The sequence below is a fragment of the Burkholderia sp. MSMB1459WGS genome (assembly GCF_001534535.1).
Taxonomy (GTDB): domain Bacteria; phylum Pseudomonadota; class Gammaproteobacteria; order Burkholderiales; family Burkholderiaceae; genus Burkholderia.
In genome coordinates this window covers 151,137-163,594 of sequence record NZ_LPMU01000005.1, presented here as the reverse complement: position 1 = coordinate 163,594, position 12,458 = coordinate 151,137, and the positions used below count along the sequence as shown (strand labels likewise).

At 67.9% G+C, this 12,458-nt stretch carries 9 protein-coding genes; 3 read left to right on the top strand and 6 right to left on the bottom strand.

Annotation, left to right across the window (positions count from 1 at the left end; genetic code table 11):
• Positions 1-11: 11 nt before the first annotated feature.
• Positions 12-938 (bottom strand): LysR family transcriptional regulator, encoded by a 927-nt coding sequence (locus WT97_RS02405; protein ID WP_060352732.1) that lies wholly within the window; start codon positions 936-938, stop codon positions 12-14.
• Positions 939-1,166: 228 nt separating this feature from the next.
• Between WT97_RS02405 and WT97_RS02400 the strand changes: the two genes are divergently transcribed.
• Together WT97_RS02400 and WT97_RS02395 are read left to right on the top strand one after the other, a co-directional pair.
• Entirely contained in the window at positions 1,167-3,338 is a 2,172-nt protein-coding gene (locus WT97_RS02400) for a phosphocholine-specific phospholipase C (protein ID WP_059791108.1), read from the top strand.
• 212 nt (positions 3,339-3,550) lie between these two features.
• On the top strand, positions 3,551-4,276 hold the full coding sequence (locus WT97_RS02395) for a phosphonate utilization associated transcriptional regulator (RefSeq protein ID WP_059791107.1): 726 nt from the start codon (positions 3,551-3,553) through the stop codon (positions 4,274-4,276).
• A 98-nt stretch (positions 4,277-4,374) separates the two neighbouring features.
• On the opposite strand, the gene WT97_RS02390 is transcribed toward WT97_RS02395, so the two are convergent.
• The 5 genes from WT97_RS02390 to WT97_RS02370 form a co-directional block, all read right to left on the bottom strand.
• Positions 4,375-5,763, bottom strand: a complete 1,389-nt coding sequence (locus WT97_RS02390) for an FAD-dependent oxidoreductase (protein ID WP_060352731.1) — start codon at positions 5,761-5,763, stop codon at positions 4,375-4,377.
• Positions 5,764-5,866: 103 nt separating this feature from the next.
• Positions 5,867-6,997: a 2-aminoethylphosphonate--pyruvate transaminase gene (locus WT97_RS02385; RefSeq protein WP_060352730.1), complete on the bottom strand. Its 1,131-nt coding sequence runs from the start codon at positions 6,995-6,997 to the stop codon at positions 5,867-5,869.
• 47 nt (positions 6,998-7,044) lie between these two features.
• Positions 7,045-8,772 (bottom strand): putative 2-aminoethylphosphonate ABC transporter permease subunit, encoded by a 1,728-nt coding sequence (locus WT97_RS02380; protein WP_060352729.1) that lies wholly within the window; start codon positions 8,770-8,772, stop codon positions 7,045-7,047.
• A complete protein-coding gene (locus tag WT97_RS02375; RefSeq protein WP_059791153.1) occupies positions 8,769-9,860 on the bottom strand; it encodes a putative 2-aminoethylphosphonate ABC transporter ATP-binding protein in 1,092 nt (363 codons plus the stop codon). Before WT97_RS02375 ends, WT97_RS02380 begins: the two co-directional genes overlap by 4 nt.
• 94 nt (positions 9,861-9,954) lie before the next feature.
• Positions 9,955-11,007 carry a putative 2-aminoethylphosphonate ABC transporter substrate-binding protein gene (locus WT97_RS02370; RefSeq protein WP_060352728.1) on the bottom strand — a complete coding sequence of 351 codons (1,053 nt, stop codon included), beginning with the start codon at positions 11,005-11,007 and terminating at the stop codon, positions 9,955-9,957.
• 208 nt (positions 11,008-11,215) lie between these two features.
• On the opposite strand from WT97_RS02370, the gene phnA reads away from it, so the two are divergent.
• Complete coding sequence (phnA, locus tag WT97_RS02365; RefSeq protein ID WP_060352749.1) at positions 11,216-12,454, top strand: phosphonoacetate hydrolase; 1,239 nt, start codon at positions 11,216-11,218, stop codon at positions 12,452-12,454.
• Positions 12,455-12,458 lie beyond the last annotated feature (4 nt).

Here is a 12,458-nt window from a genome sequence, read left to right as displayed (position 1 = left end):
CGCGCGGCGGCTCAGCGCGCGTTCGCCCGCCGCGTCGTTCGTCCGGGTTCAACCGCATCGACCGCGCCGGCGGCTTCGCCATCGTCCGGCAGGATGCACGCGAGGAACGCGTCGATCGCGGGGCTCTGGCGGCGCGCTTTCAGGTAGTACACGTATTCGTCGATCGTCGTATCGACGCCACGCAGCGCGATCACGCGCAGGTCGGGATGGCGCTCGGCTTCGCCGCGCGGAAACAGGCTGCCGCCCACCCCATGCAGGATCGCCTCGCGAATCGCTTCGCGGCTGCCGATCTCGGCGACCGAGGCGGCCGCGACGCCGGCCGCTGCGAGGATCGTCTCCGTGCAGCGGCGCGTGACCGAACCTTCCTCGCGGATCAGCAGCCGCACGTCGGCGAGTTGCGCCGGGGCGATCGAATCGAACCGCGCGAGCGGATGACGGCGGTGCACGACGAGCACCAGCGGATCGGTCGAGATCACCTTGCGTTCGAGGCCGTCGGCGTCGTTGCGCTGCGACGAGACCGCGAGATCGATGCGGAACTCCTGCAGCGCCTGCAGGATTTCCTCGGAGTTGCCGATCCGGCACGTCAGCGCGATCGACGGATGCGCGCTCGAGAAGCGGCCGACCGCATCCATGATGTAGTACGGGCCCGTCGCGCCGATCCGCAGGTGGCCTTCGAACAGGCCGCCGACGTTGCGCAGCATGATGTCGGCCTGCGCCTCGAGCGCGATCATCTTCTCGACGAGCGGCAGCAGCTCGATGCCCGTCTCGGTCACTTCGAGCTTGCGGCCGCTGCGGTAGAACAGCTCGACGCCGTACAGCTGCTCGACCTGCCGGATCTGCGCGGCAATCGTCGGCTGGCTCACGCCGAGGTGGCGCGCGGCGCGCGTGATGCTGCCCTGCCGGACGGTCGCGTGGAACGCCTTCAGCTGATCGAACACGTGTCGGCTTCTCCCCCCTCTTCATCGCGCGTCAGCGTAGCGCGTGCATGTGTCGGCCGCATGAAAGGCGCGTCGTGCGCGGCTTCGAAAAAAAGCTGGGGGTGAGCGCAAGAAACCTGCGGGAACCGGTCACGGCCGGGACATGCCGGTGCGGGGTAATAACGGCGACGCAGATCGCCGGCCCCGCTCGCCCGGCGCCCCCACTCCCCCGACCACAAGGCTCTCTTCATGTCCTCGAACAATCGACGCGATTTCCTACGCCTCGCCGCGCAGTCGGCCGGCGCGATGGCCGCCTATGCGGGCTTCCCGCCCGCGATCCGCAATGCGCTGGCGATGCCGGCCGCCTATCGCACCGGCACGATCCGCGACGTGGAGCACGTCGTGATCTTCATGCAGGAAAACCGTTCGTTCGACCATTACTTCGGCGGGCTGCGCGGCGTGCGCGGCTTCGACGATCCGCGCCCGCACCTGCTGCCGAACGGCGCGCCGGTGTGGCAGCAACCGCCGGCGTCGGTGTTCACGAAGAACTACCATTCGCGCGGGCTCGATCCGTCGGCGCCGTACGTGCTGCCGTTCTATCTCGATCCGAAGCAGACGACCGAATTCCAGCCGGGCACGAACCATGGCTGGAGCAGCGGCCACCTGTCCTGGAACAACGGCCAGTGGGATCAGTGGGTGAACCAGAAGCAGGACGTGCTGACGATGGGCTACCTGAAGCGCCAGGATCTCACGTACCACTACGCGCTCGCCGACGCGTTCACGATCTGCGATTCGTACTTCTGCTCCGCGCACGCGGACACCGCGCCGAACCGCATCTACCTGTGGACCGGCACGGTCGACTCGCGCAACGTCTACGGCAGCGCGCCGAACGGCCCGGGCATCGGCGAGCGCAACGACGTGAACGGCTACACGTGGACGACCTACGCCGAACGCCTGGAGGACGCGAAGATCAGCTGGAAGGTGTACCAGGGCGGTACCGGCATCCCGGGCGACCCGACCGACAACTACACCGACAACTCGCTGATGTTCTTCAAGAAGTTCCAGGTGAAGGAGGGCGCGAGTGGCCCGCTGGTCGACAAGGGTGCGTCGAACCACACGCTCGCCGAACTGAAGGCCGACGTGCAGGCCAACCGCTTGCCGCAGGTGTCGTGGATCGTGTCGCCGTACAAGTACAGCGAGCACCCGCAGGCGTCGCCGACCGACGGCGCGTTCTACATCAACATGGTGCTCGAGGCGCTGACGTCGAACCCCGAGGTGTGGGCGAAGACGGTGTTCATCCTCAACTACGACGAGAACGATGGGCTGTTCGACCACGTCGTGCCGCCGGTGCCGCCGGTCACGAGCGGCGTGGGTGGCCAGGGCATCGTGTCGTCGAACCTGCTGTCGAACCTCGGCGACGAGCTGCTCGACCTGAACAAGTACCCGGGCGAGATGAGCCCGCTCGTGCCGGGCGCCGATCCGGGCGGCATCCAGCCGATCGGCCTCGGGCCGCGCGTGCCGCTGATCATCATCTCGCCATGGACGAAGGGCGGCTGGGTCTGCTCGGAGACGTTCGACCATACGTCGGTGCTGCGTTTCCTCGAAGCGCGTTTCGGCGTGAAGGAGCCGAACATCAGCGCGTGGCGCCGGTCGATCTGCGGCGACCTCACGTCGGCGTTCGATTTCTCCGCGCGCCCCGACACGCGCACGGTGAGCTTCACGGTGCCGCAGCACATCGCGACGGCCGGCCAGGCGTACCAGGTGCCCGCGCAGCAGTCGATGCCGACGCAGGAACCCGGCACGCGTCCGGCGCGTGCGCTGCCGTACGAGCTGTTCGTGCACAGCCGCGTGGGCGCGCATGACGATACCGTGTCGCTCGACTTCGCGAACACCGGCGACGCCGGTGCCGCGTTCTACGTGTACGACCGGCGCAACCCGGCGACGCCGCCGCGCCGCTACGCGGTGTCCGCGCACGACCGCTTCGTCGATACGTGGAGCACGTCGGCCGCGCGCGGCGAGTACCATCTGGCCGCCTACGGCCCGAACGGCTATCTGTGCGAGTTCCAGGGCAACACGCGGCTCGCCGCGGACGGCCGCCACGCGAACCCCGAAGCGAAGATCGGCTACGACGTGCGCAACCGTCACGTGTACCTGCAACTGCGCAACAGCGGGCGCGCGACCTGTCGCGTGACGGTCGACAACGCGTACAGCCATGCGCCGGCGCGCACCTACACGCTGGAGCCGGGCGAGCGCGTCGAAGGGCACTTCGAGCTGTCGTCGAGCCACGGCTGGTACGATCTGACGATCACCGCGACCACGCTGCGCGGCGGCGACGACAAGGTCGTGCGCCGCTTCGCGGGCCACGTCGAGACGGGCCGGCCGAGCCACAGCGATCCGGGGCCGGTGAAGCGCACGGCCTGACGGCTGCGCCGGCGTCGCGCGAAGCGGGGCGGTTCCCCGCATCGCGCGAGCGCCGCGTGCCGGTTGCATGCCGGCTGGGGTCTGCCCACGTGCGGGCACGCGGAATTGGCTTTTGGAAACTGAAAACTGTTGACAATGTGCCGGGGCGAGGGTATACAAGGATCATTCGCCGATATGGCGCCGTCGTTTTCACCCCAGCCCGCTGCCCGACCATGACTGCCCCGAACGCGCTCAGCGCCATCGAACTCCTGCAAAGCCAGTCGCTCGCGATGATCGTCCAGGACATGCTCGAGCGCGCGATCGTCTCCGGCGAATACGCACCGGGCGAGAAGCTCAACGAAGTCGAGATCGCGACCAGGCTGAACGTGTCGCGCGGCCCGGTGCGCGAAGCGTTCCGCGCGCTCGAGCAGGCCGGCCTGCTGCGCAACGAGAAGAACCGCGGCGTGACCGTGCGCGTCGTGCCGCTGCGCGAGGCCGAGGAGATCTACGAAGTGCGCGCGATGCTCGACGAATCGGTCGCGCGCGCGCTCGCGAAGCGTATCTCGCCCGAGACGCTGAAGGTGCTGAAGGGCATCATCCAGTCGATGAAGGACGCCGCGAAGGCGCACGACGTCACGCGCTACACCGAGCTGAACGTGCAGTTCCACGACGCGATGGTCGTCGGCGTCGGCAATACGCATCTCACCGATACCTACCGGCGGCTCGTGCGCCAGCTCGGCCTGCTGCGTCAGGCGGCGATCGAGGCCGAGGAGGATGCGATCGCCGTGTCGGCGGCCGAGCACGACAAGATCGTGCAGGCGCTCGCGGCCGGCGACGAGGAAAAGGCCGTCGCGCTCGTGCGCGAGCACGTCGCGCACGGCCTCGCGCGGATGCGCCGCACACACGAGCAGGGGTTGCCCGCGGCGGGCAAGGCGGCGCGGGAGAAGGCCGGCGCATAAGCGCCGGCGACGGTCGCGCGGGCTGCCGCGCATCGGCAAAGGGACGCGTCGTCGCGTCCCTTTTTCGTTGCGCTTCAGTTCAGCCGGTCAACACATCGTCACGCCTTGTCGGCTTTCCCCGCCGCGCTCGCAAATTTCGCGAGCCACGTATCGACGACCGACGGCTGCCGGTTCTCGTCTTCCGCGCGTTCCTTGCGGCGAATCGCGTTGCGCACGACGTGCGCGCCGACGTAGCGGATCGGCTCCGGCGGAAAATGGCCGAGCGGGCCGCGTACGATCGGGCTGCGCGTCCACGCGTTGTCGAGGCCGAGCACGAGCGACGACAGGATCTGCCCGCCCATGTAGGTCGGCCCGACGCCGTTGCCCGAATAACCGAACCCGTAGAACACGTTCGGCGCGCCGTCGAGGCGGCCGAAGAACGGGAAGCCCGTCACGGAGCGGTCCGATGGGCCGTTCCAGCTTGCCGTGATCGGCACGTCCGCCAGCGACGGGAAGAACGCGCGCAGGCTCCGTGTGAGCTGCGCCTCGTACGGCGAGCGGCGGTCGAACACCGGCGCGATGCGGCTGCGCCACGAGAACGTGTTGCCGCCCTTGCCGAGCATCAGCCGCCCGTCGGCCGTCGTGCGGTAGTAGTAGACGAAGATCCGCGAATCGAGCACCGACACGCCGTCCACGAGCCCGGTCTGCTCCAGCAACGCCGGACATTTCTCGGTGATCACCATGTCGCTCGACACGACCGCGATCGTGCGTTCGAACTGCGGGAAGCGGCTCGCCATCCACGCATTGATCGCGAACACCAGCTTGCCGGCCGTGACGCTGCCCGACGGCGTGCGTACGACGGCCGGCTGGCCGGGCGTGAAGTCGAGCATCGGCGTGCGCTCGTAGATCCGGATGCCCATGTCGAGCGCAACGCGGCGCAGCCCGCGTACGAGCTTGCCGGGATGCACGGTCGCGGCGACCGGCGAGTAGACGCCGTCGAGATTGCGCGCGGAGCCCGAGCGGCGCGCGACTTCGGCGGGCGGCAGCGGCTCGTAGCTGTGGATGCCGCACGCGGCGAGCGCGTCGAGCACCGGCGCGAGCGTGCCGACCTGCGCGCGCGACGTCGCGGTGTACAACGTGCCGTCGAGCCGCAATTCGGCGTCGATGCCGTGCGCGCGGCAGAAATCGGCGATATGCTGCACGGCCGCTTCCGATGCCTTCACGAGCCGGATCGCCTCGGCTTCGCCGAACAGACGCCGCAGCGTCAGGAATTTCGCGGACCACGTGAGCAGGCAGCCGCCGTTGCGCCCGCTCGCACCGGCGCCGCAGAGGTCGGCTTCGAGGATCGCGATGTCGAGCGCGGGGTGCTGCTGCTTCGCCTGGATCGCGGTCCAGAGTCCCGTGAAGCCGCCGCCGACGATGCACACGTCGGCCTGCGTCGCGCCTTGCAGCGCGGGGGCGAGATCGCCGTCGTTGAACAGCGCTTGTTCGATCCAGAAGGGGCGCATCGGAAGGCTCGTCGATAAGGTAAGGGGCCGCGCGACGCACGGCCGGGAAAAACGGGCGGCCGCATGCTCGTGCGCACGCGGCCGGATGCCTCGCGTCACCTCGTCATGCCGCCGCTTCGGCCGATACGCGGCGCACGCCCATCGCTTTCAGCGTGTCGGCAATGGCCGCGACGGCGCCCGGAATCCCGGCTTCGCCGAAATGGCCGATGCAGCCGACGCGGAACGTCTCTACTTCGGTGAGCTTGCCCGGATACAGAATGTAGCCGCGCTTTTTGACCTCCTGATAAAACCGCTTGAAATCGTAGTTCGGATCGTCCGGCGCATGGAACGTGACGATGATCGGCGCCTGGATCGCCGGATCGAGGAATGGCCGGAAGCCGAGCGCGCGCATCCCGTCGATCAGCGCGCGAGTGTTGCGCTGGTAGCGGCCGCCGCGCGCGGCGAGCCCGCCTTCGTCGACGTATTGCGCGACGGCCGCGTCGAGCGCGGCGACCACGTGCGTCGGCGGCGTGAAGCGCCACTGCGTCGTGCGCTGCATGTAGACCCACTGGTCGTACAGGTCCATCGCGAGCGAATGGCTGTTGCCTTCGCTGCGTTCGAGCGCGCTGCGCTTCGCGATCACGAAGCCGAGCCCCGGCACGCCTTCGAGACACTTGCCGGATGCGGCGATCACCGCGTCGAACGGCGTCGTGCGCGCGTCGATATCGATCGCGCCGAACGAGCTCATCGCATCGACGATCAGCGCCCGCCCGTGCTTCGCGACGGCCTGCGCGACGTCGTGCAGCGGGTTCAGCACGCCGGCGCCGGTTTCGCAGTGGACGAGCGCGACGTGCGTGATGGTCGGATCGGCGGCGAGCGCGCGCTCGACGTCGATCGGATCGACACGGCGATCCTCGCGGTAGTCGATCGTCGTGAGCGTGCGGCCGAGCACGCGGCAGATCTTCGCGATGCGCTGGCAGTACGCGCCGTTGTTCGGCACGAGCACGTGGCCGTCGCGCGGCACGAGCGTGCCGATCGCCGCCTCGACCGAGAACGTGCCGCTGCCTTGCAGCGGCACGCATTCGTGCGTGCCCTCGCCGTGCACGATCTGCAGCAGCCGTTCGCGCAGCCGCGCGGTGATCGCGTTGAAATCGCCGTCCCACGAGCCCCAGTCGCGCAGCATCGCATCGCGCGTGCGGGCGGAGGTCGTCAGGGGGCCGGGGGTGAGCAGGATGGGCTGGGCGGCGAGCGTCATGGTGTCTCCTTGATGAAGTCGGGACGTCACGGGAATGCGGCAGGAACTCAACGGCGATGCGGATGGCGCCACGCCTGCGTACGGCGCAGCAGGCGATGCGAGATGCACGCGAACAGCACGCATGCGAACGACGAGGTCGCGAGCACGAGCGTGGCCATCGCGGCGGCCGGACCCATCTGGCCCGCGTCGTCGAGGTTCAGGATCGCGACCGATGCGGGCTGCGTGTCCGGCGAGTACAGGAACGCGACGGCCGACACCGTCGTCATCCCGTTGACGAACAGGTAACGCGCGATCAGCAGGATCGCGGGCAGGCACACGGGCACCGTCACGCGCAGGAAGGTCTTGTAGAACGGCACCTTCAGCGACGCGGATACGGCCTCGAACTCGCCGTCGATCTGCCTGAGCGCGGTGACGGCGGTGAGGTGGCTCGACGCGTAGTAGTGGACGACCGTGACGATCGCGAGCAGCCACACCGATCCGTACAGCCCGTTCAGCGGATTGCCGGGCGCGTTGAACAGGAAGATGTAGCTGATGCCGAGCACGAGCCCCGGCACGCCCATCGGCAAGATCGCGCACAGGCTGATGAAGCCGCGCAGCCAGCGCGCGCCGCGGGTCTTCTCGATCAGGTAGGCACCCCCGAACACGACGATCGTGCCGCCGAGCGCCACCGTCGCGGCCATCCGCAAGCTGTTCTTGTACGCATCGAAGATGCCGGCCGCGATCAATCCCATCCGGTAGTGCTGCAGCCCGAGACTCATCTGGTACGGCCAGAACTTCACGAACGACGCGAACACCGAGATGCCGACCACCGCGATGAAGAATGCGCACACGAGCGCGCAGTACGCGAGCATCGCGGCGTCGAAGCCGCGCGACGGTTTCGGCTGGTACGGCGTCGAGCGCGCGCCGAGCTGCGACTGCTGGCGACGGCGGACGAAGAAGTCGATGCCGAACGCGACGAGCGCCGGGCACAGCAGCATCAGGCTCACCACCGCGCTGCGGTTGAAGTCCTGCAACCCGATGATCAGCTTGTAGATGTCGGTCGACAGCACGTTGTACGAGCCGCCGATCACGACCGGCACGCCGAAGTCGTTGATGCACATCGTGAACGCGACCATCGTCGCGCTGATCAGCCCGTACTTCGCGCCGGGCAGCGTGATCGTGAAGAACTTGCGCAGGCGGCGCGTGCCCATCGCGTCGGCGGCCTCGTAGAGCCGGCCGTCGGCGAGCGACAGCGCGGTGACGAGGATCATCAGCACGTGCGGGAACGATGCGTACACCATGCTCAGCACGATGCCCGGCAGCCCGTAGATCGAATGGCCGTGCAGCAGCGGCTTGAGCAGCCCCGCGTTGCCGAACCAGTAGATGAACGACACGGCCGACAGCAGCGTCGGCGCGAGCAGCGGCAGCAGCGCGATCGTGCGCGCGGCGTTCTTCAGCGGCATGCACGAGCGCGTGAGCGCATACGCGAACGTGAACGCCATCGGCACGACGATCGCCGTGACGAGCGCGCCGACCGTCAGCGAATGCAGCATCGAGCGCAGCACGCCGCTGTCCTCCAGATACTCGACGAAGTTGTGCGCGCCGACGAAGCGGCCGTCGGCGTCGACGAAGCATTTCTGCACGACGAGCGCGAGCGGCAGCAGCAGGAACAGCGACATCAGCGCGGCCATCGCGAAGAGTGCGAGCTGGGCGATGCGGTCGTGCCAGTGCGTGATCTGTCGCACGTCGGCGGGGGCGGACGCGCCGCGGCGGCGCTCGGTCAGGACGGTGCTCATTGCAGTCGCTCCTTCGCGCACGGGAACACGCGGACATGCTCGCGATCGAGCGCGAGGTCGATGCGCGCGCCGGCCTGCACGCCGGTGCGGTCGACGTCGCGATACGACAGGTCGGCGACGATCTCCTGGCCGTCGAGCCCGTCGATCCGGAAGCTCACGCGGCAGAACGCGCCGAGGAATTCGAGCTTCTCGACGCGGCCGGCCAGCACGTTGTCGGCCGTCTCGCCCGGCACGCGGATGCGCAGGTCCTCGGGCCGCACGTAGACCGACACCGCCGCGCCCTGCGCGGGGCGGGCCGCACCATGGCGGCAATCGAGGCCGACCGCGCCCGCGCGCAGCGTGCCGTCCTGCGCGACTTCGGCGGGAATCGTGTTGACGCGGCCGATGAAATCCGCGACGAACGGCGATGCCGGCTGCCGGTAGATTTCGAGCGGGGTGCCGATCTGTTCGATCACGCCGTGGTTCATCACGACGATGCGATCGGCCATCGACAGCGCTTCTTCCTGGTCGTGCGTGACCATGATCGTCGTCACGCCGAGCCGCTGCTGCAGCGCGCGAATTTCCTGGCGCAGCCGCACGCGCACGCGCGCGTCGAGCGCGGACAGCGGCTCGTCGAGCAGCAGCAGGCCCGGCGACGTCGCGAGCGCGCGCGCCAGCGCGATGCGCTGCTGCTGTCCGCCGGACAACTGGCCCGGATGCTTGCGATGGCTGTCGGGCAGGCCGACCAGCGCGAGCAGCGTGTGCACGCGCTCGTGGATCGCGTCGCGCTTCATCTTGCGGTTCACGAGCCCGTACGCGACGTTGTCGTACACGGTGAGGTTCGGGAACAGCGCATACGACTGGAACACGATCCCGTAGTCGCGCAGTTGCGGCGGCAGCCGCGAGATGTCGCGACCGTCCTGCATGATGTGGCCGGCGTTCTGCGTCTCGAGCCCCGCGATGATCCGCAGCAGCGTGGTCTTCCCGCAGCCGGACGGCCCGAGGAAGCAGATCATCTCGCCCTTCATCACGTTCAGGTCGATGTCGGTGAGGACCTGCGTGTCGTTGTACCGCTTCTCGATGCGTTCTACGCTCAGATAAGGTGCCATGCGCGCCTCCATGGAGGGGCGGCCCGGGGGCCGGGTTCGACGACGGAAAGGGTGACGCGGGGCGGCGCGCGGCGCGACCCCGCTGCGGGCAGCGTCATTGCTGCGCTTTCGCCCCGTAACGCTTCTGCCACGTATCGAGGATCGACTGGCGGTTCTTCGCCGACCACACGAAGTCGTTCTTCACGAGCAGGTCCGAGTAGTTGTCGGGGATGCCGGCCAGCTTTCGCGCCACGCCCGGATACGCGACGATCGCCCACCAGCGCGCGGTGATCTGGTTCGCTTCCTTGCTCGCCATGAAATCGGCGAGCTTCTTCGCGGCGTCGGGCTGTTTCGTCGTCTTCATGATCGCCGTGCCTTCCATGTCCCAGCCGAGCCCTTCCTTCGGGAACACGAGATCGATCGGCGCGCCCTGCGCCTGCAGTTCGTGGCCGCGGAATTCGAACGAGATGCCGATCGGGAATTCGCCGGTGCCGGCGAGCGTGCACGGCTTCGAACCCGAGTGCACGTACTGCGCGACGTTCTTGTCGAGCGCATCCATGAATTTCCAGCCTTTGTCGTCGCCGAAGGTCTGCAGCCACGCGGTCACGTCGAGGTAGCCGGTGCCCGACGACACCGGGCTCGGCATCACGATCGCGCCTTTGTAGACCGGCTTCGTCAGGTCTTCCCACGACGTCGGCTTCGGGATGTTCTTCGCTTGCGCGGCGACGCGGTTGTAGCAGATCGTCGCGCCCCACACGTCCATGCCGACCCAGTGCGGCGGCGTGTTCGCGTCGCTGTACTTGCGCGTGAGCTGGTCGAAGCCCTTCGGCGCGTACGGCATCAGCATGCCTTGCAGGTCGAGCAGCGTGAGGCTCGACGCGGCGAGACCGAGCACGACGTCCGCGCGCGGGTTGCTCTTTTCCGCGAGCAGCTTCGCGGTGACCGAGCCGGTCGAGTCGCGCACCCAGCGGATCTCGATATCGGGGTTCGCCTTCTCGAACGCGTCCTTGTAGGGCTTCATCGCCTCGTCTTCCAGCGCGGTGTAGACGAGCAGCGACGTCTTCGCGTGCGCGGCTTGGGCGGCGCCGAGCGCGACGGCCACCGCCAGCGCGACACGGGCCGCGCCCCTCCATGCATGGAAACGCTTGTGTACCGGCACTTCGTTCATCTTCAGACCCCTTGACTGTGGCGCCGCGGCACGCGGCGGATGAGTGGAGACCAGCCCTCTTGCTGCACCGTTGTTTTGCTTTCTGTTCTCTGCATGTTGTTGACAATCTACAAATCCTCAATTTTAATGTCAAGCATGGAAAACACCTCCCTTCGGCGCGGCGCGGGCGCCGACGGCTCACCCCTTCGACCTGAAAGGAATGAACGTCATGACTGAAACGCCTGTATCCGTGGAAGTGAACGGCCGCCGCTACAACTGGATGAGCCGGCCCGTGGTGGTCGTCTGCGTCGATGGCTGCGCATACGAATATCTGGAAGAGGCCGCCGAGGCCGGCGTCGCGCCGTTCCTGCGCACGCTGCTGAAGCCGGGCACGGCGCTCAAGGGCGAGTGCGTGGTGCCGAGCTTCACGAACCCGAACAACCTGTCGATTGTCACCGGCGTGCCGCCGGCGATCCACGGGATAAGCGGCAATTACTTCTACGATCGCGACACCGGCGCCGAGGTGTTGATGAACGATCCGAAATACCTGGTCGCGCCCACCGTGCTCGCGACCTTCGCCGAACAGGGCGCGCGCGTCGCGGTCGTCACCGCGAAGGACAAGCTGCGCCGCCTGCTCGGCAAGGGGCTGAAGGGCATCTGCTTCTCGTCGGAGAAGGCCGACGAAGCGAGCATCGAGGAAAACGGCATCGACAACGTGCTCGAACTGGTCGGCAAGCCGGTACCGAGCGTGTACAGCGCGGACCTGTCGGAGTTCGTGTTCGCCGCCGGCGTGCGCCTGCTCGAGACGCGCCCGATCGACCTGATGTACTTGTCGACCACCGACTACGTGCAGCACAAGTGCGCACCCGGCACGCCCGGCGCGAACGCGTTCTACGCGATGATGGACACGTACCTGCGGCGCCTCGACGAACTCGGCGCGATCGTCGCGATCACGGCCGACCACGGGATGAACGCGAAGCACGACGACGCGACCGGCGAGCCGAACGTGATCTACCTGCAGGAGCTGTTCGACGAATGGCTCGGCCACGATGCGGCGCGCGTGATCCTGCCGATCACCGATCCGTACGTCGTGCACCACGGTGCGCTCGGTTCGTTCGCGACCGTCTACGTGCCGGCGACGGCCGATGCCGATGCGTTGCGCGCGCGGCTCGCCGCGGTCGACGGCATCGAGGTCGTGCTGACGGGCGCGGAAGGCTGCGCGCGCTTCGAGTTGCCGCCTGCGCGGATGGGTGACCTGATCGTGATCTCGAAGCAGGACGTCGTGCTCGGTACGCGCCGCATCAAGCACGATCTGTCGGGCCTCGACGTGCCGCTGCGCTCGCACGGCGGGATCTCCGAGCAGATCGTGCCGCTGATCTTCAGCAAGCCGGTCGCGACCGACGTCGCGGGCCGCGCGCGGCTGCGCAACTTCGACATCATCGACATCGCGCTCAACCATCTGCAGTGACGCG